This is a genomic window from Bacteroides sp. AM23-12, assembly GCF_003434395.1.
Taxonomy (GTDB): Bacteria; Bacteroidota; Bacteroidia; order Bacteroidales; family Bacteroidaceae; genus Bacteroides; species Bacteroides thetaiotaomicron.
The window spans coordinates 23,457-49,457 of record NZ_QTLF01000028.1 but is presented as its reverse complement, the minus strand read 5'-3'; the positions used below and the strand labels follow the sequence as shown (position 1 = coordinate 49,457).

At 38.0% G+C, this 26,001-nt stretch carries 25 protein-coding genes and 1 tRNA gene; 19 read left to right on the top strand and 7 right to left on the bottom strand.

The window, feature by feature from the left end; translation table 11 throughout:
- The first annotated feature begins 19 nt into the window (after positions 1-19).
- Together DW640_RS18505 and DW640_RS18500 are read left to right on the top strand one after the other, a co-directional pair.
- On the top strand, positions 20-2,704 hold the full coding sequence (locus DW640_RS18505) for an ATP-binding protein (RefSeq protein WP_117578811.1): 2,685 nt from the start codon (positions 20-22) through the stop codon (positions 2,702-2,704).
- A 1-nt stretch (position 2,705) separates the two neighbouring features.
- On the top strand, positions 2,706-3,824 hold the full coding sequence (locus DW640_RS18500) for an endonuclease/exonuclease/phosphatase family protein (protein ID WP_117578807.1): 1,119 nt from the start codon (positions 2,706-2,708) through the stop codon (positions 3,822-3,824).
- A gap of 114 nt (positions 3,825-3,938) precedes the next feature.
- On the opposite strand, the gene DW640_RS18495 is transcribed toward DW640_RS18500, so the two are convergent.
- Entirely contained in the window at positions 3,939-7,211 is a 3,273-nt protein-coding gene (locus DW640_RS18495; protein ID WP_008765900.1) for a TonB-dependent receptor domain-containing protein, read from the bottom strand.
- 216 nt (positions 7,212-7,427) lie between these two features.
- Positions 7,428-9,116 carry an energy-dependent translational throttle protein EttA gene (ettA, locus tag DW640_RS18490; protein ID WP_008763451.1) on the bottom strand — a complete coding sequence of 563 codons (1,689 nt, stop codon included), beginning with the start codon at positions 9,114-9,116 and terminating at the stop codon, positions 7,428-7,430.
- 122 nt (positions 9,117-9,238) lie between these two features.
- On the opposite strand from ettA, the gene DW640_RS18485 reads away from it, so the two are divergent.
- Positions 9,239-9,311 (top strand) — tRNA-Lys (locus DW640_RS18485).
- 243 nt (positions 9,312-9,554) lie between these two features.
- Entirely contained in the window at positions 9,555-10,775 is a 1,221-nt protein-coding gene (locus tag DW640_RS18480) for a site-specific integrase (RefSeq protein ID WP_117578806.1), read from the top strand.
- Between the two features lie 282 nt (positions 10,776-11,057).
- Here the strand turns inward: DW640_RS18480 and DW640_RS18475 are convergent, their stop codons facing one another.
- From DW640_RS18475 to DW640_RS18465, 3 genes are read right to left on the bottom strand one after another with little or no spacing between them, the layout of a single operon-like run.
- Positions 11,058-11,351, bottom strand: coding sequence for a helix-turn-helix domain-containing protein (locus DW640_RS18475; protein WP_007656990.1), 294 nt, complete (start codon positions 11,349-11,351; stop codon positions 11,058-11,060).
- Positions 11,352-11,404: 53 nt separating this feature from the next.
- On the bottom strand, positions 11,405-11,698 hold the full coding sequence (locus DW640_RS18470) for a DUF3876 domain-containing protein (RefSeq protein ID WP_007656988.1): 294 nt from the start codon (positions 11,696-11,698) through the stop codon (positions 11,405-11,407).
- A complete protein-coding gene (locus DW640_RS18465; RefSeq protein ID WP_007656987.1) occupies positions 11,685-11,999 on the bottom strand; it encodes a helix-turn-helix domain-containing protein in 315 nt (104 codons plus the stop codon). Before DW640_RS18465 ends, DW640_RS18470 begins: the two co-directional genes overlap by 14 nt.
- 287 nt (positions 12,000-12,286) lie before the next feature.
- On the opposite strand from DW640_RS18465, the gene DW640_RS18460 reads away from it, so the two are divergent.
- From DW640_RS18460 to DW640_RS18385, 15 genes are all read left to right on the top strand, one after another.
- On the top strand, positions 12,287-12,877 hold the full coding sequence (locus tag DW640_RS18460; RefSeq protein WP_007656985.1) for a TetR/AcrR family transcriptional regulator: 591 nt from the start codon (positions 12,287-12,289) through the stop codon (positions 12,875-12,877).
- Positions 12,878-13,000: 123 nt separating this feature from the next.
- On the top strand, positions 13,001-13,849 hold the full coding sequence (locus tag DW640_RS18455; RefSeq protein ID WP_007656984.1) for an ABC transporter ATP-binding protein: 849 nt from the start codon (positions 13,001-13,003) through the stop codon (positions 13,847-13,849).
- Positions 13,846-14,508: an ABC transporter gene (locus tag DW640_RS18450; protein WP_117578805.1), complete on the top strand. Its 663-nt coding sequence runs from the start codon at positions 13,846-13,848 to the stop codon at positions 14,506-14,508. The genes DW640_RS18455 and DW640_RS18450 overlap by 4 nt, the downstream gene beginning before the upstream one ends.
- Before the next feature lie 2 nt (positions 14,509-14,510).
- On the top strand, positions 14,511-15,209 hold the full coding sequence (locus DW640_RS18445) for a hypothetical protein (RefSeq protein WP_057098592.1): 699 nt from the start codon (positions 14,511-14,513) through the stop codon (positions 15,207-15,209).
- A 111-nt stretch (positions 15,210-15,320) separates the two neighbouring features.
- Positions 15,321-15,554 (top strand): hypothetical protein, encoded by a 234-nt coding sequence (locus DW640_RS18440; protein ID WP_117578810.1) that lies wholly within the window; start codon positions 15,321-15,323, stop codon positions 15,552-15,554.
- Positions 15,529-15,951 carry a hypothetical protein gene (locus DW640_RS18435; protein WP_007656975.1) on the top strand — a complete coding sequence of 141 codons (423 nt, stop codon included), beginning with the start codon at positions 15,529-15,531 and terminating at the stop codon, positions 15,949-15,951. Before DW640_RS18440 ends, DW640_RS18435 begins: the two co-directional genes overlap by 26 nt.
- Positions 15,952-16,117: 166 nt before the next feature.
- The gene (locus DW640_RS18430; protein ID WP_022011056.1) at positions 16,118-16,450 is read left to right on the top strand and encodes a helix-turn-helix domain-containing protein; all 333 of its coding nucleotides are present in this window, start codon (positions 16,118-16,120) and stop codon (positions 16,448-16,450) included.
- A 284-nt stretch (positions 16,451-16,734) separates the two neighbouring features.
- Entirely contained in the window at positions 16,735-17,319 is a 585-nt protein-coding gene (locus DW640_RS18420; RefSeq protein ID WP_117578804.1) for a BfmA/BtgA family mobilization protein, read from the top strand.
- Between the two features lie 4 nt (positions 17,320-17,323).
- A complete protein-coding gene (locus DW640_RS18415) occupies positions 17,324-18,283 on the top strand; it encodes a DUF5712 family protein (RefSeq protein WP_117578803.1) in 960 nt (319 codons plus the stop codon).
- A 109-nt stretch (positions 18,284-18,392) separates the two neighbouring features.
- A complete protein-coding gene (locus DW640_RS18410; RefSeq protein ID WP_007656968.1) occupies positions 18,393-18,584 on the top strand; it encodes a hypothetical protein in 192 nt (63 codons plus the stop codon).
- Between the two features lie 4 nt (positions 18,585-18,588).
- Complete coding sequence (locus tag DW640_RS18405) at positions 18,589-19,170, top strand: ABC-three component system protein (protein WP_007656966.1); 582 nt, start codon at positions 18,589-18,591, stop codon at positions 19,168-19,170.
- Entirely contained in the window at positions 19,158-19,685 is a 528-nt protein-coding gene (locus DW640_RS18400; RefSeq protein WP_117578802.1) for an ABC-three component system middle component 5, read from the top strand. Before DW640_RS18405 ends, DW640_RS18400 begins: the two co-directional genes overlap by 13 nt.
- Positions 19,672-21,594, top strand: coding sequence for an AAA family ATPase (locus tag DW640_RS18395; protein ID WP_117578801.1), 1,923 nt, complete (start codon positions 19,672-19,674; stop codon positions 21,592-21,594). The genes DW640_RS18400 and DW640_RS18395 overlap by 14 nt, the downstream gene beginning before the upstream one ends.
- A gap of 515 nt (positions 21,595-22,109) precedes the next feature.
- Positions 22,110-23,243: a GyrI-like domain-containing protein gene (locus DW640_RS18390; RefSeq protein WP_022471072.1), complete on the top strand. Its 1,134-nt coding sequence runs from the start codon at positions 22,110-22,112 to the stop codon at positions 23,241-23,243.
- A gap of 20 nt (positions 23,244-23,263) precedes the next feature.
- Positions 23,264-23,734 carry a GyrI-like domain-containing protein gene (locus DW640_RS18385; protein WP_008765902.1) on the top strand — a complete coding sequence of 157 codons (471 nt, stop codon included), beginning with the start codon at positions 23,264-23,266 and terminating at the stop codon, positions 23,732-23,734.
- 112 nt (positions 23,735-23,846) lie between these two features.
- Here DW640_RS18385 and rsgA read toward each other — a convergent pair whose 3' ends face one another.
- Positions 23,847-24,914 carry a ribosome small subunit-dependent GTPase A gene (gene rsgA, locus DW640_RS18380; RefSeq protein WP_117578809.1) on the bottom strand — a complete coding sequence of 356 codons (1,068 nt, stop codon included), beginning with the start codon at positions 24,912-24,914 and terminating at the stop codon, positions 23,847-23,849.
- 283 nt (positions 24,915-25,197) lie between these two features.
- Positions 25,198-25,968, bottom strand: coding sequence for a hypothetical protein (locus DW640_RS18375; RefSeq protein WP_117578800.1), 771 nt, complete (start codon positions 25,966-25,968; stop codon positions 25,198-25,200).
- Positions 25,969-26,001: the final 33 nt, after the last annotated feature.

The window sequence follows — 26,001 nt, the reverse complement described above, 5'->3', positions numbered from 1 at the left end:
TAAATCTAATCGGACAAGCATGAACAGAACATTACATGAGGCAGATAATGCGCAGAGAATACTGAAGTTGACCGCCGACACCATGCTATTAGTCGATAGAAATGGCATTTGCATTGATATTGATATTCATAGCAATTTATGGTTTTTACAAGAAGAGAGGCTCTTAGGAAAAAATATATTCGAACGGATGCCCGAGCACACCCGTGAGAAGGTTTACAGCACCTTCCAGACCGTGCTTCGGGAACAGCGAAGCATCAGCAAGAACTACAAGCTGGAACTGGAGGATAATACCTATTATTTCAAGTGTATCATGTATCCTTACGATGACATGGTGCTCTGCCAATATCGGGACATCACCCAGCGAAGCAACGTGAAACGCCAGCTGGAACAGGTGAACCGAAATCTGAGGGAGATACAGAAAGTGGCTCAGATCGGACAGTGGATGTACAACACCCGCGACAATGTCTTCTATTACATGGGCTACACCGGAGTATTGTGCGAGGAATCTTCCAGAAGCATCTCTCTGGAGAAATATCAGGAATTTATCGTCGAAGAAGACCGCATGAGTTTCACCAACTGGTGCCGGAAAAATGAGGAAGGACTCAACGAAGAAAGTATCAGCTATCGGGTCCGTGTCGCCGGAGAGATTTACTATATGCGCCTTCAGGCTTATCTGCGAGACGAACTACCGAACGGCAGCTGCAACATCGAAGGTTACATCCAGAACATCACCGACATACAGCGTCGCAGAAACGACATCAACACGCTGACGCACGCCATCAACAACGCAAAGGAGAGCATCTTCGCCGCCAAAGAGGACGGTACGCTGATCTTCGCCAACCGCCAGTTCCTCCACAACCACGGCATCCCGGAAAGTGAGGAGATCGGCAAACTGAAAATCTATGAAATCGCCGGCGATATGAACACGCAGAAAGACTGGCATGAACGCTGCAAGGATATCCTGCACGGAGGAAGCAGAAGTTTCGTCGCCCATCATCCTTCGAAGGTCAGCAAGAATATATTGGCTTACGAGGGAATCATGTACAACGTCACCAATGACTCCGGTGAAGAAAGTTACTGGTCATTCTCCCACGACATATCCGAACGACTGCACTACGAAGCGCAAATCAAACGGCTCAATCTGATCATGGATACTACCATCGACAACCTCCCCGCCGGAATTGTCGTCAAGGAGATCAACAACGATTTCCGATATATCTACCGCAACCGGGAATCGTACAACCGGAATCTGTGCATCGGCGAATCTATCGGCAAGAATGACTTCGACTACTATCCTCCCGAAGTGGCAGAAAAGAAAAGGGAGGAAGATACACTAGTTGCCACCACCGGACAGGGACTGCACTGGACAACCGAAGGGAAAGACAAAAACGGAAACGAGATCATCCTCGACAAACGGAAAATACGGGTGGACGGAGACGAACTTTCCTCCCCCATCATCGTCAGCATCGAATGGGACATCACGGAGCTGGAAAAAATCAAACGGGAACTTCAGACATCCAAAGAGAAAGCCGAAATGTCGGACAAACTGAAGTCTGCTTTCCTCGCCAACATGAGTCATGAAATACGCACACCTCTGAATGCCATCGTCGGCTTCTCACATCTGATAGCCGAAAGTGAAAATAAGGAAGAACGTAAAACATTTTATGAGATCGTCGAAGCCAACAACGAACGTCTGCTGCAACTGATCAACGAAATTCTTGATCTTTCGAAGATCGAATCGGGCATTATCGAGTTCACCAGCGCACCGGTAAATATCCATAGCCTGTGTAAAGAGGTGCATGACGCCCACGTATTCCGCACGCCGCAAGGGGTACAACTGATCTATGAGCCATCCGAAAACGGACTGGTGATAGAGACTGACAAGAACCGGGTGTTCCAGGTGTTCTCGAATCTGATAGGTAACGCATTCAAATTCACGAAGGCAGGCAGCATCAGTTACGGATATAAACTGGTGGGCAATCAGATCGTTTTCCACGTGACTGATACCGGTACGGGCATCGAACCGGAGAAGATAGGACGTGTGTTCGAACGTTTCGCCAAGTTGAACAACTATGCGCAGGGGACGGGACTCGGACTGTCTATCTGTAAAACAATTGTCGAACGATTGGGAGGTGAAATCTCCGTTTCTTCGGTGGTAGGTCAAGGGACGACTTTCACGTTCACCCTGCCTTACGAGTCGGAACAATCGACCGGCACGGGTTCTATAAAGATTGACATGGCTTCTACGGAGACGTCAGTAGAAACGTCTGTCAAGGAGGATTCTGAAAAGACTTCCGGAAATACGGACGATAATAGTTCCGATAGTATTTCCGCCAATGCCTCTCCAAGCCAGCGGACTATTCTGATAGCGGAAGATGAGGACAGTAACTTCGATTTGCTGAAAGCTATTCTTGGAAGAAAGTACAGGCTTATACGTGCACGGGACGGTATGGAGGCCGTTACCTCATACGATGAAGCGAAGCCGGACCTTATTCTGATGGATATCAAAATGCCTAATCTCGACGGTCTGGAGGCTACGAAGATCATTCGTGAGCTCTCTCCTACTGTGCCCATTATCGCACAAAGTGCTTATGCTTATCAACAGGATCAGATCGCTGCAACGGATGCCGGATGCAGCGACTTCATCGCCAAACCGATCTCGCAAGCGAAGCTCAAGGATATGATTAATAAATGGTTACCATAAAATGAAAGCCTTATATAGATTACTTTACTACCTGTCTATCCTGCTGACGAGTATTCTGGCAGGTTTCACATTAGCCGGAGCCTTCGCCGGAGATGCTTCGCCGGACGGCTTTAAGCTGATGCCCTTTATCGGATTGGTTCTGCCGATACTTTTGCTAGCTAATGTCGTCTCTGCCATCTATTGGATGGTTCGCTGGCGATGCTGGGTTTTCATTCCTTTAATCGCCATACTGGGAAATTGGGGGTATCTGACCCGTGTCCTCCAGTTCCCGCTTTTTGATTCGGCTTCCCAACCGAATACTGAATCTTCGTTTCTGAAGAAAAACGAAAGGGACACCGAATCAGCACTGACTATTGCCACCTATAACGTTAACAGCTTTAATCACGAGCACACAGGTTTCTCATGCAAGCAAATCGCTGCTTGCATGAAGGAGCTCGGTGTAGATATCTTCTGTTTTCAAGAGTTTGGGATCAATCATGAATTTGGTATTGACAGTCTTCGCACCGTTCTTTCCGAATGGCCGTATTACTATGTACCTTCTTCTACTGCCGGGGAGAGTCTTTTGCAACTGGCTGTGTTCAGCCGTTATCCCATCAAGGAGAAGCAGCTCGTCACCTACCCAAATTCCAACAACTGCAGCCTGTGGTGTGATATCGACATTAACGACCAAACAATCCGTCTGTTCAACAATCATCTGCAGACTACGGAAGTCAGCCGCAACAAGCGCAAACTGGAAAAAGAACTTCGTGCGGATGATACCGACCGTGCGGAACGTGCCGCTCTCACCCTTGCCGATGGTCTGCACGAGAACTTCAAGAAACGTGCCGCACAAGCTGAACATATCAATCAATTGATTTCCGCTTCTCCCTATCCCACCCTGGTATGTGGTGACTTCAACTCTCTCCCTTCTTCATATGTATATCAAACGGTAAAAGGAGAAAAACTGAATGATGGTTTTCAGACCTGCGGACATGGGTATATGTACACTTTCCGATATTTCAAGCATCTGCTGAGAATCGACTATATCCTCCATTCGTCTGAGTTTCAAGGGGTAGATTACTTCTCTCCGGATTTGGAGTATAGTGATCATAATCCGGTGGTGATGAGAATGAGGTTATAAACCTTACGCTGTATATCACTATATAGAAAGGCTACAAAAAAGCCAGTTAACTCATTATGAATTAACTGGCTTCCCATTAAAATAAAATCCTTCTTTTTAACTTTAAAACTTGTATTAGAAAGTAACTTTTACTCCTAATTGCATAGACCATGCACTACCAATGGTATTGGTATATTGCCATGATGATCTTTCTTTAAAAGCTTCACGTGAATTAGCATTTATCTGGTAAGTCAAGGGTTCACCAACTTTGCTAGCAGTTTTTAATAACTGTACATTGTCATAACTCTTGAGACCACAAGATTGATATGCTCCCCATTTTGAATTAATCATATTTCCTACATTCAGCATATCAAGGCTAACCTGTATTCCATATTTACGCCCACCTAAAGTTGCATAAAAATCCTGAGCAATTTTAAAATCAAAGCGATTAATCCAAGGTGTTAAAGATCCATTACGTTCCACATATTTTCCCTTACGATCTTTAAGATAAGAATCATTGTTCACAAAATCCCAAAAATCTTTAGCTTGATCTACAGCAGAATAAGTAATAGCACCACTTTTATCTGTAATATCAACAAAGGTCATTTCATCCTGAGAGTTAGGCACGTATATTAAATCCGAATAATTGCCATCACCATTCATATCATTATAATATGTATAGGAATAACGTCCTGTATGATATCCTGAATAAAATAACGAGAACGTTGTCTTTAAGCATTTAGCATAATTAATTTCATAAGAAGCATTAGCAATAATACGATGGGGCGTAGAAAATAAAGAATAAGATACTCCAGGATCATTCAATGAATTTACTGCCACATTATTTTGCCATGCTGAATTAGGTGCTGACCCAGGATTTGCAGTCAGATCTTTAGCCATTGTATAAGTATAGCCGATAGACCCTGTAAAACCAAAATCGTATTTCTTTGTCAAAATAGCATTAAAAGAATATTGATATCCTTTATCTTCTCCATTAGAAAGTTTTACTACTACATTCTTACCATTAGTATAATCATTATACTCGTATTTTTTTGAAGCCCAATAAATACGATCCGGTTGTTCATTATACACACCCGTAGGCTCAGCCTCATTCATATTGATCTGCGCAACATTATAAATATCTCTTGTATACATTGCTCCAACAGATAACATAAAATCATACGGCAGTTGAATATCCACATTCAAATTACTACGCCAAACTTGCGGCATCTTAAACTTAGGATCTACATATGCTATAACATCAGGTGCTTGCTCTGAAGGTGTAGAAGGAAATAAACTGGGATATTTCTGCAGAGTTTCTCTATAATTAGGATTAAAACCAAAGTCAGCAGGTAAAGAGCCCGGATTTTTTTGTGTATTATACTCTACCATATTTTGGTATAAGCCCGAATTACTTGGTTGATTAGTGAACCATACAAAAGGTAACAATCCAGTAAAGATTCCTGTACCTCCTGATACAATTACGGAGCGATCACCTTTTACATCCCAATTAAAACCGACTCTTGGCGAAAACAAGACTTGCGTCTTCGGCCACTTAGAAATATCGACATGAGTATTATTTACAAAAGCTAATTCCTCTATTGACTTGTTAGAATCCAATGAATTCATATATATTGGCATATCCAGACGTAAGCCATAAGTCAAACGAAAATTAGGAGTAAGAGACCATACGTCTTGGGCATACACACCAGCCATTCCGAATGTCAACTCAGAACCTGGAGCATCATTACCATTATACCCATATGTAATACCATAAATGGTAGGTACTTTTCCCTGCATAAAATCATCCATTGAATCATAACGATAATATCCGTAAGGGCCTCTCAAATAAGAATTTTTAAAATATTGGCGCTCAAAAGAAACGCCAGCAAGCAATTCATGTTTTCCTAATGATATACTCACATTATCAACAAGACTAAATACATTATTGATAACCTGATTATTAGGAGTAAACACTTCTGTACCTAAAGTTATATATTGCTTTCCGTCCTTATATATATCGACAAAAGGAAAATCAGAGCCTTTCTGCTCGCGTGTATCACTAATATGAGTATATGTGGCTAACAGTTTATTCTGAACATTATTCGAGAAACGACTATTTAACTCGCCTGTTATCGATGTTACTACGTTTTTCATCTTATAGTTTGAATTACCAAAAGAAAAGGCATCCAAACCATAACGATTAGAATTAGTACTAGTTATAATAGTGGACTTAGCGCTTACTTCTCTGTCATCTTCTGAGGAAACAGAATTAAAACGCACTGTCAACTTATGGTTCTGATGTATATTCCAATCAATACGAGCCATTAACTTCCAATTATCACTTTGGAAATTATTGAAGTTCTCATACTGTCCGGGGTCATAATCATATTTAGTTTTAACAAAGTCACTGATAGTACGCATATCACCCACCCAAGTACGTGAGATACGTTTTCCGCTATCCCCTGTTCCATTTTGATCTTGATTAGGAAGCCAAGTTACCCCCGGAGTTTCCTTATTTTCAATTTCAGCATTCAAGAAGAAGAAAAGCTTATTCTTAATGATTGGACCTCCAAAAGTTACACCATATGAATGAGAGTTGTATTCTTTTGCTTTAAGAATATCCTCACCGTCAATAGAGCTCCCTGCAAATCCTCTTGGTTTATGATAGGTATATGCAGTACCCGAAAATGAGTTTGTTCCACTTTTTGTTACAGCATTAATAGAAGCACCTGTGAAGTTGGAATATTTAACATCGTAAGGAGAGACATTTACAGTAATCTCATCGATTGCATCTAAAGATATGGGTTGAGAATCTCCTCCAGGTAAATTATTAGAACTTAATCCGAAACTATTATTAAACGAAGCACCATCAATCGTTATATTGTTATAACGTCCATCACGCCCCGCAAAAGAACTGCTTCCACCTGCATAAGGAGAGAGCTTTGTGAAATCTGTTATACTTCTGTTAATAGTAGGTAAAGTGTTCATCTGACGTTCACTTACATTAGTAACAGTACCTATTTTTTCGATAGTTTTTGGTGCTGTTACTACTACTTCATCCAACAACTCTGAACTTTCTTTCAAAGAAACATTCAATACGTAGTTTTCTCCTAATGACAACTGGATGCCCTTGTAAATGGCTGACTGATAGCCGACATAGGTGATTTCGACTTTGTAAGGACCGCCTGTACGCATACCTTGCAGATTGAATTGCCCACTGACATTGGTCACTGTACCATAGCGGGTACCGGAGGGCTCGTGAATAGCAACGATCGTTGCTCCAATAATAGGTTCATCTTGTGCTGTTACTTTACCACTCATACTTGCTGTGGTAACTTGCGCACTCATCGTAGCAGTAATCAGTAACATTACGACCACTAAAAAAGACCGCATTCTCTTCAACATAATGTAATTTATTAGTTAATACTAATTGTTTGTTTCATTGAAACTGTGCACAAAGATAATTAATATTATTTAGACTTAGATGACAATTATGCTACATTCTTTTAAGAGAGATAAACATTTTATTGCTTTCGAAAACAATAAAGGCCCTGCAATGTTTGCAGAGCCTTTCACTTTCGTATATTAAGTGAGATTTAACTTGTAATCTGTCAGCAAATACTAGTCAGTCATTAGGTTTCTATAACGAACACGCTTCGGCTCTTCATTGCCTAGACGCTTCAATTTGTTTTCCTCATATTCTGAATAGGAACCTTCAAAGTAGAATACATTAGAGTCTCCTTCAAAAGCGAGGATATGCGTACAGATACGATCAAGGAACCAACGGTCGTGAGAGATGACTACCGCACACCCTGCAAAGTCTTCCAAACCTTCCTCCAAAGCACGAAGGGTGTTCACGTCAATGTCATTGGTCGGCTCATCGAGCAGCAGAACGTTACCTTCTTCTTTCAGAGCGATCGCCAGATGCAGACGGTTTCTTTCACCACCGGAAAGAACACCACAAAGTTTTTCCTGATCGGCACCGGCAAAGTTGAAACGGGACAGGTACGCACGTGCATTGATATCACGTCCACCCATACGGATCAAATCATTACCACCGGAGATTACCTGATAGACGCTCTTGTTCGGGTCAATGTCTTTATGCTGCTGGTCTACATAGGATACCTTTACGGTCTCTCCTACTTCAAACTCACCTTTATCTACCGTTTCCAATCCCATAATCAGACGGAAAAGAGTTGTTTTTCCTGCACCGTTAGGACCGATGACACCGACAATACCGTTAGGAGGAAGCATAAAGTTCAGATCATCGAACAGCAGTTTGTCGCCGTATGCCTTCGCTACGTGTTTTGCCTCGATTACCTTATTACCCAGACGGGGACCATTCGGGATAAAGATTTCCAGCTTCTCTTCTTTCTCCTTCAAGTCTTCATTCAGCAACTTGTCGTATGAATTAAGACGGGCTTTTCCTTTCGCCTGACGAGCTTTCGGAGCCATGCGCACCCATTCCAACTCACGTTCCAGTGTTTTACGACGCTTGCTGGCGGTCTTTTCTTCCATTTCCATCCGTTTGGTCTTCTGTTCCAGCCAGGATGAGTAGTTTCCCTTCCAAGGGATACCTTCGCCACGGTCGAGTTCGAGAATCCATCCGGCAACGTGATCAAGGAAGTAACGGTCGTGAGTTACGGCGATAACTGTACCTTCGTATTGCTGCAAATGTTGTTCCAGCCAGTCGATAGATTCAGCATCCAAGTGGTTGGTAGGCTCATCGAGCAACAGGATGTCCGGTTTCTGCAACAACAAACGGCAAAGAGCGACACGACGGCGTTCACCTCCGGAGAGATTCACCACCGGCTGATCTTCGGGCGGACAACGGAGCGCATCCATCGCACGTTCCAGTTTACTGTCCAGATTCCATGCATCAGTTGCGTCGATGATATCTTGCAATTCTCCCTGACGGGCGAAAAGTATATCCATCTTGTCCTGATCTTCATAATACTCGGGCAAACCGAATTTCTGATTGATTTCTTCGTATTCTGCCAGTGCGTCAACGATCGGTTGCACACCTTCCATTACTACTTCTTTTACTGTCTTTGTGTCGTCCAGATAAGGTTCTTGTGCCAAATAGCCCACAGAATATCCCGGAGAGAAGACCACTTCTCCCTGATAGGATTTCTCCAGACCCGCGATAATCTTCAATAAGGTAGATTTACCGGAACCGTTCAGACCGATAATACCAATCTTCGCTCCATAGAAGAACGACAGGTAAATGTCTTTCAGTACATTTTTATTTGGTTGGAAAGCTTTGCTCACTCCCACCATTGAGAAGATGATTTTTTTATCGTCAGCCATATATTAATGATTGTATATTGTTGATAATGGCACAAAGATAAGAAAAATGTTTGAAATGCTTTGGAGTTCTAAAAAAATGTTCTACCTTTGCACCCGCAATTCGAAAGAAAGCATAAAGGATTGATTCAGTAGCTCAGCAGGTAGAGCACAACACTTTTAATGTTGGGGTCCTGGGTTCGAGCCCCAGCTGGATCACTGAAAACAAAAGAAAAATCAAGCAAATCCCTGATAATCAAACATTATCAGGGATTTCTTTTTTCTGGCAGGTAGCAGAAAATAGCCGTTTCAAGCATATTATCGGTGGATAAATCGTGGGACTAAAATTTAGTTCTAAAAAGTCCCACGAATTTGTATATTTCTCACTGATTCATAGTATTTTGCATAGACTTACTTTGGAAGAGAATACATAGTTTTGTAACTTAAAAAAACGATGTAAAAATGGCTCGAAAATCATTTTCTGTTTTGTTCTTTATCAAAAAAGCCAAGTTATTAAAGAACGGAGAAGCACCTGTGTGCATGAGAATCACTGTAAACGGCTGTATGGTAGATATTTCTATCAAAAGAAGTTGTCCCGTAAACCTATGGAATCAAGCAAAAGAGAATTCAAAAGGAAAAGACCGTATGTCGGTGGAACTGAACCACTACTTAGAAATCACACGCTCACGCATACACCAAATTTATAGGGAACTGGAAACTTCCGGTAAGGTTATCACTGTTGATCTTGTTAGAAAACTGTATTATGGTGTGGACGAAGATAACAAAACGCTATTGCAGGTATTCAGAGAGCATAATGAACAAAGCCGTAAGCTGATTGGAAAAGACTTTGTAAGTAAGACCGTCCAGCGGTATGAAACCACTACCCGATATTTAGAAGAATTCATTAAGAAAGAATATCAATTACCGGATATTGCCCTGAATAACTTGGAAGCCAACTTCATTTCTAAGTTCGATGCTTTTTTGAAGATTGAAAAAGGTTGTGCGCAGAACTCCGCTATCACCCGATTGAAGAATTTGAAGAAGATTATCCGCATTGCTTTGGAAAACGACTGGATAAAGAAAAATCCGTTTGCTTACTATCGCTTCAAACTGGAAGAAACAGATCCTGAATTTCTGACAATGGACGAGATTAAAATCATTCTCGCTAAAGAGTTCACAATTAAACGAGTAGAACAGGTACGGGACGTTTTCATTTTTTGCGTTTTTACCGGTTTGGCGTTCAGCGATGTGAAAGACTTATCACCTGAACACTTGGTAAAAGACAATAAAGGGGAACTTTGGATAAGGAAGAACCGCCAAAAGACTAAAATCATGTGTAACATTCCTGTGCTACCTGTGGCAGCTTCCATACTTGATAAATATAAGGATGTGGCAGAGTGTACCGGAAAACTTTTACCTGTATTGTGTAATCAACGCATGAACAGTTATTTGAAGGAGATTGCCGATGTGTGCGAAATTCATAAAAATCTTAGCACACATACTGCCCGTCATAGCTATGCCACAAGCATTTGCCTTGCAAATGGCGTGAGTATGGAGAATGTTGCTAAGATGTTAGGTCATGCAGATACAAGCGTAACAAAACACTATGCAAGGGTATTGGATCAGAATATTTTCAAGGATATGCAAAAAGTAAATAGCTGCCTGTCCGAATTGGCTATATAATAAAGATAGTAGCTAATATTGAAAAAGGATTGGGAAGAATGAATTTCATTTTCTCAATCCTTTTCTTTTATAGTAAGTTTTCCAGAACTCAATATGAAGCATTGACAAAGGTAAGTTCCGTATTTAGCCTGTTCAAGTCCGAGCCTTCGGTTTAGATGAAAATCTTCCTCTCACTATGTTCGAGCGTATTTTCATCTAAAGACTTGCACAGACTAAATACTTCACTGGAAAAGTCAATGATTCAAATTAAATTCCGAAAAACAATGTTTTAGGCTTGGCAGGTTACTCTTTCCAACTTTCAAAGTAGTGCTTTTGGAGCAGTTTATCAATATCACTTTGACGGTAGATGATTTTACCTTTTATCTGGATAAAGGGGATTAGACCTGTATCTCTCCACTCTTGCAGGGTTCGCAAACTAACATTCAGTTTCTTGGAAACTTCATTGTTAGAAAGAAAGCGTTCCCCATTCAGGTGGGGTTTATAATGCTTGATTATAAATTCAATGCCGTTCAGCATCGAATCAAGCGAAGAAATAAACTCTTTAACTTGCGGGGTATCTTTATTTATTAGTTCCATGATTGAAAGATTGTTTTATTGAAATATTGATTTCAAGATGGCTAGATAGCTGGCTAGTTACGCAGATAGTCACCCAGCGATGAAATGCTAAGTACGTCTTTTGCCGAATCATAATCTACATAGAGCCGTTTGGATGCAGTGGCAATAAAATACTGGCTACCATCTTGCTGTATCTCATAAGTAGCGGGTGAAGCCTGTTTGGTAGTTTCCGATACATATATAATAGAAAGAAGGTACTCTTTATCATTCCGATAGATGATAACTGTAGGATTCAGATTAACGCTTTCCCATGTGCCGACAATGGAAAATAGGTTGAAGGACGGATAATCTTTTTTAGTTCTTTTCATAAGACGTGGGGTGTTTGGGTGATTGATTTTTCGTTTCACTGTCTGCAATAATTCTTTCAATATCGGAAGTCTTATAATAAATCTTACTACCAATTTGAGAATAAGCCAATCTTCCGCTACTTCTGTAATACTGCAAAGTTCGCTTACTAACGCCTAACAACAGGCATACTTCCTGACTATCCAGCCAGTTTTCGACTTTCTGGGTATGAGTGCTGCACAAACTTTCTATCCGTTTGGCAAACTCCGTGAACCTCTCGCAGACATACGAAAAAGTTCTCTTTTCAATAGTTACTACTTCCATACTTTCAATTTTAAAAGGTTTATAAAACGTGTCGATTTTATTTTCATCGGCAAATAAAAGAAGAATCATGAGCCGTTCTCAAAACTGTCCGAAAGTGGCGAAGTAAAGTTCTTAATGACTTAATATGTACTTATCGTGGCAACATAATACAATGATTTATAGACCAAATACTCATTGATTTAGGCAGATCATATAGAAACAAAGAAAAATAAACCGATATTTCTTTGTCAATTCAAAAATAACGCTTATGTTTGCAGTGACCAATAATAACAAAACAGTCACACGGTATGGCAAAAGCATTTGATGACAACGAAAGAAAGCTTATAAAGGATAAACTCAAAGAAGGAGCTTTGCTATTTATCCAGCAACAAGGGGTACGTAAAACTTCTGTAGATGAGCTTGTTAAATATGCCAATATTTCTAAAGGAGCATTTTATCTATTCTATACATCAAAAGAACTTCTTTTTTTCGATACAATAATAGACTATCATAAGAAATTGGAAAAAGAATTTCTTAATGCCATAAATAAGCATACCAATAATATTACGGTTGATACATTGACAGATATTATATCTGACTTGCTAATCAACAACAAACCATACTTTGTATCTATCTTCGTTAATAGTGATGTGGAATATCTAAATAGAAAGCTCCCTCAAGAAGTACTTTCAAAACACGTAGATGATGATGTCATGCTAGCAAACGAACTACTGAAATTTATTCCAGAAAGTAAATCAATTGATACAAAAGTATTTGCAGGGGCTTTAAGAGCTGCATTCTTGACTATTCTAAACGAGAAAACAATTGGAACAGATATTTACAATGAAGTTTTCAAGTTTATAGTTAGGGGAATAGTACAGCAACTATTTAAAGACTAATCCAATACAACAAGATTATATAATATCAACTGACTATGTGCAAATATGTTACATAGCGATACTTTGAATTCACAATATGACTATATAAACAATTTTAGTCATACGATATGAAATTTAAAAATTATGATTACAGTAAAAAACTTATCGTTTAGTTATTCTCAACTACCATTTATTGAGAATATGAATTTTCAAGTAAGAAGCGGAGAAATATTTGGCTTCTTAGGACCTTCTGGAGCAGGAAAAAGCACTCTCCAAAAGATATTAATAGGTATGCTCCCTAAATATAAGGGGAGTGTTTCTATTAATAATAATGAAATTAGAAATAAGTCTGACCAGTTCTATGAGAGTATTGGTGTCGATTTTGAATTTCCTAGTTTTTATGAGAAATTCACCGCATTGGAGAACTTAAAATTCTTTGGTTCTTTATATGACTGTAAGCTGATTCCTATCGAACAATTATTAGAAATGGTTGGACTATCACAACATGCCAATAAGAAAGTGGCAGGTTTTTCTAAAGGTATGAAATCCAGATTAAACTTTGCCCGGTCAATTATTCATCAGCCCAAAGTGTTATTTTTGGATGAGCCAACATCTGGTTTAGATCCTTCGAACTCCCAAGTGATGAAAAACATTATTCTTGATCTTAAAAATAAAGGAGTAACAATCATTCTGACTACTCACAATATGCACGATGCAACCGAACTTTGTGATCGTGTAGCATTTATTGTTGATGGCAACATTAAAGCTATGGACACTCCTCATAATCTTATCATGTCAAGGCGTTATAATGAAGTAACATATTCATATTTGGAGAATCAAAAAGAATTAAATACTACAATCGCACTTGACAAAATAAGTACAGATAAAAAGCTACAATCTCTGATTCAAGCTAATGCCTTATTATCAATACATAGCAATGAGCCAACATTAGACAATATATTCTCAGAAATAACAGGGAGGAAATTACTATGAAGCTTAAAGGTTTAATACTAGGTGATATTCGGCAACAATACAAATATGGTTTTTATGCCCTATATACGTTATTTACACTAGTGTATATTACAGTATTGCGCATTCTTCCTATGCCGTGGAAAGAACTATGTACAACTACCCTTATATTTTCAGATCCCGTACTGATCGGATTAATGTTTATGGGAGCAATAATATTATTCGAGAAAAGCGAAAAAGTAATGCAGGCATTAGCTGTTTCGCCCATATCGATACACGCATACATTTTGTCAAAGGTAATTTCCATTGGACTAATTTCTTTGCTAAGTGGAGTTCTCATCGCATTGTTCTCAGGCATGGAACATTCTTACATACATCTTGCTGTTGGAATTATGTTAGGTTCAGCATTATTCACACTGGTTGGAATATCACTTTCCGCTTTCATTTCAACCATGAATAACTTTATGCTGATTATGGTTCCCACTTTAATAATATCCGTAACTCCCATATCTGTTTATACAATGGGCTATAAATCGGGAGTTATGCTATTACATCCAAGTATAAGTCTGATAGAACTTATGTCTGGAAATATCAGTGTCATATCTCTAATGGCAATAAGCATTTGGTGCATTGCGATGTATATTTTTTCTTGTCTGTCAGTAAAAAAAATGATGACGATATAATTATGAATCAGAATATTATTTCTTTCAAAATGTTTATCAGAAACATATTCTCAGATGGTATGTTATCTGCAATAATATGTATTCCGCTAATATTAGCGGCAATATATAGGTTTGTTTTCCCCTTAATTGTACAGCATTATCCGATGCTAAAGGATTTCAGCCTATATTATCCGATATTGGATTTATTCCTTGCAATTATGTGTCCTTACATGATTTGCTTCGCTTCGGTCTTAGTGGTATTAGATGAAACAGACATGAAAATCAACAGGTATATCACAATCACCCCACTTGGTAAGAAGGGTTATCTTATATCAAGATTGCTTATTCCTGTTTTATTTGCAGCCATTGTTTCTTTCGTACTGCTTTCTTTTTGTTCTGTATCAGATATGTCATTATGGACTACATTTATAATATCAATATTGGCTACAATACTAAGCGTTGTGGCTGCTATGATTATTTTGGCATATGCGGGGAATAAAGTGGAAGGTATGGCACTTGCAAAAGTATCTGCTTTAGTTATGGTGGGATTAATAATACCTTTTGTTATTACAGATAGTACCCAATATGTATTTTCATTTCTCCCTTCTTTTTGGATAGCCAAGTTTCTAATAAGTAATAACTATTGGTTTATTCTACCAACTATATTTCTTTCTGGCGGACTGATTTACATATTATATAATAGGTACAGCACAAAAATATAGTTTCTCCTAAAATTGATACTATTAATACCGAAGATATAAAAAGTATAGTACCTAAATAAGCATATTGAATTTATGATTATACGAATTAATATTATTCACTATCTAAAAATTATGCTTATGAATGAGTTATTGAAAATGAAGTTTTTTGAGCTATTGTCTAAAACTTCACAAGAAGTTACTAACACAGAAATGCAAGATGCCTATGGAGAATTTGTCAAGCACATAGTCGCTATTAGCAATTCAGAAGATTATTCCTATATCTTTCGGATGCTAAATCTCACCCGTATTGAGATAGCACCCCTAGAAGAGTTATATCAATGTGGGCAGGGGGAAAAATGCGCTTAAAATTCTCTATGTCCACAAAGCATTATCGACAATTGATGCCGAGCTACAATTAATCAACTTGAAAATTAACCATCCAGAACAATTTAAGTTATCTATTCCTACAGCGTTCAAGTCCGACCTATATGTAATCCCTAAGTCAAAAGACTTGGGGATTATTGGCATTGCAGAAATCGTATTAGCTCTGTTTTTACAGGGACAAATCGTTGGCGAAGATGGAAAACCTGTCCCAGAAGTTCGTTTAGCTCGTGGCTTTGAGCAGCTTTTCAATCTAAAATTCGGAAGTATTTACGATAAGGTAGGTGAAGTATTTACCCGCAAGCCGTACAACCTTACCAAAACATTGGATGCCTTACGAAATGCTATCATTAAAGAGGATCGAAAACGTAAGAACCGATAAAGATCAAAAAAAGATATTTGTGCAAACTGTTTATTCTCAGATACTTGCAAATATCTTTTCGGGGAGTAGGTAACTACTCCTCTTTTTCTCTTACATTGTTTTACTGAATTTTGCTTCATCAATCGATTGAGAACAATAATGTTAAACGACTAAAAAATGAAGCAAAATGTATATAGACAACGAAAACTTCGATAAATGGATGGAGAAGCTATCTAAGAAACTCACTGAGATAGGACAAGACTTAAAATCCCTTATCAATACCGATCAGGTATTAGAAGAAAATGAACGATTACTTGATAATCAGGATTTAGCATTTCTGTTAAAAGTGTCTTTCAGAACTTTACAACGCTATCGACTAAAAGGTAAGCTCCCCTACTTTACTATTGGGCATAAAACCTACTATCGGGCTAGCGATATTAGAGCTTTTGTACGTGAACGAGCCGATTATCAAACTTATAAACAGTTTGAAAAAGCCAATCAATTAGAAAACAAACTCTGACAGCAAAATGCAGCAGAGGAAAGAAGCTTGTGTTTAAGCTATCACTTTGTGTAACCACCCCGATTTAGTAGAAACCGCTTCACCTATCGGTTCAGCCCATTTCACTAAATCGAGCAAGAGGGAACTGGACAAGTCCTGTTCTTCCCTCTTGCCCTGCGGGGCAAAGCCTTCGGCTTTAGCGTGTTACAAGAACACGCTGTAATGACACCTGTAATAAGCATTTTCTTTGTAATGCTTGTTATCAGGTATTTATCTATTCATATTTCTATAAAAAAGTAATTATCATGCCAAATAACAGTCGAAAAACTATATTCACCACCATTTCCGTAGACAAGGAAGCGGCAGCTTTGGTAGAGAAAATATGCAAACGCTATTCACTGAAAAAGAGCGAAGTTGTAAAGTTGGCGTTCGGGTATATAGATAAGGCACATATCAACCCATCCGAAGCACCGGAATCTGTAAAATCAGAACTGGCGAAAATAAATAAGAGACAGGATGATATTATCCGCTTTATCCGTCACTACGAGGAAGAACAACTGAATCCTATGATACGAGCAACAAATTCTATAGCTTTGCGCTTTGATGCTATCGGCAAAACTTTGGAAACTCTGATCCTCTCTCAACTGGAAGCCAGTCAGGAAAGACAAATATCCGTGCTTAAAAAGTTAAGTGAGCTGTTCTGTAATCATGCCGATGTTATAAACAACCAATCCAAGCAGATTAATGCCCTCTATCAGATACATCAACGGGATTATAAGAAGTTACTTCAACTGATACAACTCAATTCGGAACTTTCCGCTTGCGGTGTGATGGATAGTAAAAGGAAAGAGAATCTGAAAGCAGAAATCAACAATTTGATAAACACATAAGATTATGCACATAGACTTTGCTCCGCCTTCAAACGGAACATATAATAATGCTGGGAGTTGCCAACAGCTAGCTAATTACATGGAACACGAAGATTTAGAGCGAATAGAAAAAGGTATTTATACCGAAGGTTTTTTCAATCTGACGAATGATAACATCTATAAATCGAAGGTCATAAAAGATATAGATACCAATATCGGGCAACTCCTAAAAACGGATGCTAAGTTTTACGCTATTCATGTCAGTCCATCGGAAAAGGAACTCCGAGCAATGGGTAATACAGAGCAGGAGCAAGCCGAAGCTATGAAACGGTATATTCGGGAAGTATTTATCCCTGAATATGCTAAAAATTTCAATAAAGAGCTATCCGCTTCGGATATAAAGTTTTACGGTAAGATCCATTTTGACCGTAGTCGTTCAGATAATAAACTAAATATGCACTGTCATTTGATTGTGAGCCGAAAAGACCAAGCCAATAAAAAGAAACTATCACCATTGACTAATCATAAGAACACCAAGAACGGAGCAATAACAGGTGGCTTTGATCGTGTAAGCCTATTCCAACAGGCAGAGCGAGGATTTGATAAACTATTTAGATATAATCGCCAACAATCTGAATCATTTGACTATCACAACACAATGAAGAACAACTCCATATCAGAGCAACTTAAACAACAAGAGGCAAATATTCAATCCTGTGAAAGAAAAATGGGAGTCAACCAGAATAGCAATCAAGAAAATATGCTTTCTAACAATTCTGAAAGCAAGAAAGAAAATAGTAAGGCTTTTAATACAGATGAGAATATTGTCACCAAACAAGAATGCGAAACATCTGTCAATCAAAATAATAATCAAACATCTGATGTGGTTATTTCCTTAACAACATCAAGGATAGACTTAACATTCAACAACGAGGATCAAACACCAAAATCTAAGAAGAAAAAGAAAAAAGGACGCAGACTATAATACAATAAGTAAAGATATCCCAACTTATCACTCTAATGTTCATAAAAACCGTATAACATGTTGATATTTCAAATATTAATTAATATTTTTGCAAAAAACAATAATCATTATGGAAACACTTGAAATAATCATAGCAGGTATAGTCGTTATTGCAGTCGCAGGGGGAGCTATTTTTACATACAAAAAAAGCAAGAGCAAGAATGTTAATATCAAAAACGTAACAATTCATGGAAGTGGAAAAGTCGTAGCCGGACACGACAATTCCACTCACATTTCTGATAATACAATAAACCCAACATAGAATAATGGGGGTATCTATACGTGATGCAGAAGTCACGAATGGCGGAAAGCTTGTGGGTGGAGATGATAATTCTGTGCATATAAAAACAGAAACTCATAATCATCCAGTAACACAAACTAAGCTATCAGTTCTTTTTGACTCACTAAAAAGAAAATTTGAGCAAGAAGAGCAAACTGATTGTATATCAGAGGAATTAAAATTTTATCAAACAGATAGAGATACAATTGGGCTAGAACAAAAACTAAAGGATGGGGATTTGGAATATTTGTTTGAGGATGCTAGTTTGCTGAAGGAAGCATATGCAAGAAAACTATATAGATATCAATTATATGAACCTGCTCAAGAGATACATACTTATATATTAGGTATAATATGTAATAAATTTAGATGGTTAATATACCCATTAATTAAGAAAAGTACTCCACAAGAAGAGATAGCAAGACTTATCTCTTCTGAGATCATTGATCCTATTATGAAAATCATAATGGAACAAGGGTGTAATGACATTATGGGACTAACATACAGAGATATTGAGGGTATGATTTATTTTTTAACCGGCAGATGCCATATAAAATGGAAATTATGATCATTTATCATCAAGCTTTCGATTTATACCATACAGCATATAGAATAATACAACTTCTTACCTACTTTAAGCGTGGGGAGTCTGTAGAAATCGAGCGTTTACGCATTTGGGATTACTATTTACTATTTCCAATAGAAATGCAACGCATTAAATTTTCACTAAATGAGAAAGAGATTAAGGAGCATATTAAAACATTCATAACTAAAAACCGAAAAGAAAATTCATATGAGATAATATTTGATAGTCGTAAAATGTTTGAAAAAATAAAGCCATATCAAATGGCGGCTTTAAAAAGCTTAGCATCATATGGCATTATTAATATTGATTATATTACATCGGGGTATGTAACACCTATTTCAACGGAGATAATAGAGAAACATTCTCCCCAATTTGAACCTTTATCTATTAGTGAACAAAATGCGATTAAGTTGCTCACTTCTCATTACTATTTAATGTCTTTAAGCGTGTTGAAAGAAAAAACAAATCTTATTGAAAATAAATATGATGCACAATAATTTATTTGTCAATCGACTAATCATATATACGAAAAATAACAAAGTTGCTTATGATGAAACTTTTCATAAAGGAGTTAATATCATTCGAGGTAAAAATAGTAGTGGAAAATCGACCATAACTCACTTCTTGTTTTATGCTCTAGGTGGAGCCTTTAATGAATGGGTAAAAGAAGCAAAGCAATGCTCACGGGTAATAGTAGAAGTTGAAGTTAATGGAGCAACCCTTGTTCTGAAACGAGAACTGAATTTCAATGACGAAGGAAGAGCCAATGGAATGGAACCAATGTATATCCATTGGGGAAAGATGGAAGATGTATCTGATGATAATTGGAAAAAATATGGCTTTAATACTACTCCTAACAGTATTAGTTTCTCTAACGTGTTATTTAATACTTTAGAAATTCCAATAGTAAAAGGTGACAGCAATATCACAATGCACCAGATTCTTAGATTAATATATATAGATCAAGAATCCCCTACTAGTTCTCTTTTTTTATATGAACATTTTGACACAATGCTAACCAGAGAAACTGTAGCAGAATTATTACTAGGGATATACAATCAGGAATTGTATGATAAAAAACAAAGAAAAGAGGCTATTGATAAAGAATTAATAAACCTCAGCCAAGAAATAAAAGCTATAAAAAAATTCATAGACGCTCCTTACATGCTAATACCTAGTCATGTGAGAACTCAAATAGAAAATAAAGAAAAAGAAATTGAAAAAATCAATTTAACAATTCAAGCTCTTAAAAATGAAGAGAAATCAATACGTTTTACAAAAAAGACACAACTAGAATTTGAGGTTTTGAATCAAGAAGCAATACAACAAAGATCAATTGTAAATAAATTGAATGACCAGATTCGAGATCTCGAATTTGAAATAGAAGACTCAAAAGATTTTATAATAGAGTTAGAAAGAAAATTGAAAAGTATCAAAAACTCTGTTGCAACAAGGGATTTTATTGGGGGATTTTCTTTGGAATATTGTCCTGAGTGTTTATCCCCCTTAGAGAAGCATGATAACAAACAGACTTGTAGATTATGCAAACAAAGTGTTGATGAGAGTTACGGGATTACACAAGCAAAAAAAATAGAACAAGAGATATGTTTTCAGCTAAAAGAATCATCTAATCTCTTAATTATAAAAGAAAGAAAACTAATAGATTTAAAAGCCTATTATGAAGCGGAAAAAGTGAAGCTATTCCAAATACAAGGACAAGTAAATAACAGTCTTAAAGATGTTAAATCTATTGCAAATGAAAGAGTTGAGAGTTTATTAGTTGAAAAAGGAAAATGTGAAGGAGAAATTCTTCAATTTAAAACAATGCTGGAAAATGCAGAAATATATAATAGTTTGTTGCAGAAAGAACAATCTCTAAAAGACGAAAAAGTTCATTGCGAATATATTATTACACATTTACATAGAGAACAAGAAAAAAACAAAGAAAAAACGAATCGAGAAATAGAACAGTTTGCATTAAAGTTACTAAAAAAAGATTTAGATAGACAAGAGGAGTTTTTCAAAGCTGATACTTTTAATATAGATTATAGAAATAATATAGCATTTATTACGGATAAAAATGAAAGATATTCATCTAGTTCTAATTTCTATTTGAAAACATCTGCTAGATATGCCATCTTTTTAGCTTCATTACATATTGATCAAATGCGCTATCCTCGTTTCATTTTTTGCGATAATATGGAGGACAAAGGGATAGAGCCAGAACGTGCGCACAATTTTCAGCGTGTATTGGTTGATATGGTTGAGCAAAATGATAAATCAAGCTATCAACTAATTTATACTACATCTCATATACTCAAAGAACTTGACACTCCTGATTATTGTGTCGGAGATTTTTATACAGAAACAAATAAGAGCCTAAAATATGTATCTGAATTTGTCTAATTTAAAGTATTGCAAGGTTCAGAGAAAACCACTATCTTTGTATTCAGTATTCTCCATGAGCAAACTACCGCAAAAACACGTAGCAAATTAGTGGGATAAATCATGGGATATGCTTGAAGCAAAAAATATAAAGTTTTAAATATCAGCGTGGTAACTCTGTAAGGAGAATCCCAGGCGGATCACGGAGTAAAAAAACCTCTGATAATCATTGATTATCAGAGGTTTTTTTATTAATATACACAGAACATAAATATAAGACTCTACATAAAGCCCAAAACATATCCAATATCGAATTGATGACAAACAGACCTACACCAAACAATCGGCTCATAGAATGATAAACTTCTTTTTCCAGTTATTGTTTCCATCTTTACCTTATATATTATAAAAGCGCAGCAAAGATACAACTTTAAGAAATAGCGGAAATGAACATTTGTTAATAAAAAGATGGCTATTCCGGACAACTGTTTACTGAAAAAATAGCTTATTTTTGCAAAGAATGCAAGATTAGTCAAATGGTTGAATCAGAAATAAATAAAAGATATTGCCAAAGCTGCGGAATGCCGCTCCGCTTCGACGTGGAGGAATATTTAGGCACCAACTCCGACGGTTCGAGGAGTGATGAGTTTTGTTATTACTGCCTGAAGGATGGGAAATACATTGTCGATATATCCATGTGGGAAATGATCGACATCTGGATAAAATATACAGATAAATATAATGAATACGCAGACACGGACTATTCTCCGAAAGAGCTGAGGGAGATACTGGACAAACGCCTTCCCACACTGAACAGATGGCGGCAAAAGCAAGAGACAAGCAGCCTTCATCATAAGATGATTCAGAACATAATAGTGTACATCAACGGTCATCTGACGGAGGTACTGGATACCGACACGCTGAGTTCGATGAGCGGACTGTCCAAATTTCATTTCAGAAGAGTGTTCCGCACCGCTACCGGAGAGAATATCGGCAGTTACATACAGCGTTTGCGCATGGAACACGTTGCACATCTGCTGATCTCTACGGACTATACGCTAAAGCAAATCATAGAGCAAACGAGTTATCAGACTAAATACAGTATCGCCAAAGCTTTTAAGAAACATTTTGGTATATCAACTTCTCAATACAGAGAGAAGCACAGACCGAACGGTGAAAATCCGGCAACAAACATAAAACCGGAGATAAAAGTGATCAGCCCGATAAAGATATTCTGCATCGAAGTGGGTGAAGCGTATAAAAACAAACTAAAATACAGATTACTTTGGAATAAACTACTGCATCATGCCGAACAGTATGAAGCAGACCCACGATATGACAAGTTTATCAGCCTTAGCATGGACGATCCGTCGATTACGCCTACGGAGAAGTGCCGGTTCTATCTGGGCATCACCCTTCGCGATGATACTAAAGCGAGACCGGTACCGGGAATCATGCAAATTCCCGGAGGGCGATATGCCGTGTTCAGACATACGGGGAGCTATTCTTCTTTACACAAAGTGTACAGGAGCATTTATGAGGAATGGTTTCCGAAAAGTAAATACCATCCCCAAAGCACATTCAGCTTTGAGATGTATATGAATCATCCGTCCACCACGGAAACGTCGGAATTACTAACAGAAATATATATACCGGTCATACGGAAATAATCACCATTAAAACAGAATCTATGGCAAAGATATCAGAAATCATGCTTTTACAGCAGCCGGAACAGCCTGCTTTGGCTATTGAAGTACAAACCAACATGAAAGGTATGTCACAGGCTATCGGAGAAAATTTTGTAAGAATAGACTCTTTATTCAAGAAACAGGGAGAAGTAACCACGGATATCCCCTTCGTAGAATACCCCGACTTTGAAAGCCTGACCGAAGATCGTATAGAAATGATTATCGGACTGAAATCTTCGAAACCTTTACAGGGTGACGAAAAAATACAGTCTGTCATCCTCCCCGCCAGAAGAATAGTCGTATGTCTGCATAGAGGAAATTACAATGAACTGGCACAGCTGTACAATGAGATGACCGAATGGATAAAAACAAATGGATATAAGGCTTCGGGAACATCAATAGAATATTATTACAGCAATCCGGATGTACCCGAAGAGGAACATGTCACAAGAGTTGAAATGCCTTTACTCTAAAAGCAAGAGAATAGTTGCCGTAAACTCTTACCAAACAATAAGAAGCAGAGAAGCCGTCATACAGTATCACCTTGTCTGATAAAGTACCGGCATTCCCTGCTTCAATAGTTCTTTAGAAATTAGCCTTGCGTTTCTTCACTTCTTCTACGAGTTTCGTAAAGGATTTCTCCTTCTTACGTTTTTCATGTTCGGAAGCGGAGAAATGCCATGCTTCTCGTTTGAGTTTCAGATAACTCTCATATACCTTATGATCTAACGTACCATTATGTACCGCTTCTAAAACAGCACAACCCGGCTCGTCGATATGCTTACAATCGCTGAAACGGCATGATTCCGCATAGTCGGATATTTCAAACATTTCGGCAAGCGAATCGGGATTGTCAATCGCCAAACCAAATTCCCGAACACCCGGAGTGTCGATTAAAACACCTGAGCCATCCACCAATACCATTTCCCGACGAGTCGAAGTATGCCGTCCCTTCCCTGTAGACAGGCTTATATCGGAAGTATTCAGTACCGATTTCCCGCAAAGGGTATTCACCAGTGAACTCTTGCCGACACCCGAAGAGCCGACAAACACGACCGTTTCGCCTTTTGTTATGGATTCCCGCAACCGGAGAATCGTTTGAGGTTGACAAATACTTGTGATAAATACAGGAAACTGACGGGCAATGTGTTTGATCGCTTCATCTATTTTCTGCCTGTCACAACCTAAATCGGCTTTATTGAGCACCAATACTGGTTTGATATTTTCTTCCATTATCTGGGCTATGAAACGTTCCGCTCTGCGAACATTGAAATTATCATCAAGGCTTTGCACAATAAATGCTTTATCGACGTAAGAAGCAATGGCCTGCCGGTCGGCTACCGTTCCGTTCTTCTTGCGATACAACGCCCGTTCACGAGGCAACGTATCAACTATAATCCCTTTATTTGCATCAAATGGCTGAAAAATCACCCAATCGCCCGTACAAGGGTATTCATCAGGCATTCTGCCATAAATCATATTTCCTGTTAACTCACACAAATATACGCCATCCTCTGCAACTACTTCATAACAGGTTTTATGTGTCACGATGATTCGTCCATGAGACATATCTTTAAATTGTGAGATTTGTTTTTGCCGGAATAGATTATCACTCCAACCATATAATGACAGATTATTATTTTCGTTACTCATTATCTTAATGTATATAGCATACACGTGAAAGCACAACAATGCTTTTGCTATTGTATGCGGGTATAAAAACTAAAGTTATATAATATAGGAGAATCACTTCCGGAAAGATTATCCGAAAGTATGAAAGTTCGAATCTGTTAAAGTGAACAGATTCTTATCAGACCAAATCCGATGTAATAAATGATGAGTTAAACATCCACTAGTTTTAATGAAACATTATAATTTTAATGCGTCAAAGATATGGGAAATAAATAACAGAACCAAATGAATGATGAAATATGTGTCAAAAGCCAATGGATACACGGCCTGACGTTTCCATTTTCCATTCCCTTGAATTCTTGTCATACTGGTATTCCGCACCGACACTTACTTCCGTATTCTTTTTCACATCGACCGAGATAGAAGCTCCTACCCCTGTATGTGGAAATAACGGATTGTAAACCGGAGGGGGTGTATTTCCCCCCATAAAATATTGTCCCCAGACATTTAACCGGACATTTCTGGCTAAAGAATAATGAATTCTCGTATATATTCCTGCTATGTCTTGTCTCGCTATAGGCAAAGCCAAATAGAATTGCCGGCTTAAGGTTCCTCCCGCTTCAACGAAAAATCTTTGAGAAGGAATCCAGCGCATTCCGGCATTTACCGCTACATATTGCCCCAATCCCAGATAAGTCTTTTGTTCTGCACTCCCAATAAAAGAAAACTGTCCATTCATAGAATGCTGACGAAAATTATAAAAATCCGTCAATGCCGGATTACTTTCCAGCAATGCAGGAAAATCGTAAAAATAGGGAGATAAGCCCGATGCAGGACTTGAAGGTGTCAGACCGTATGTCTGCATGGACTTATCATCTGTTGCAAGTTTTTTAGCCTCTATATCCGGTAACTTCGGTTCTATGATTTTTGCTTCGGGCAACTGGTGTCCGCTTACTTCCGCAGAGCTATTTTTCTTTTGCACATCCATTTTATTCCCCTTTTCTATAGTTTGAGAAAAGGCAGTAGCAACACAAGCTAAAGACACAAAAACAAAGACAGCAACTGTTCTAATCATAATATTCTCCTTTCTTTTATCAGGGGCTATATT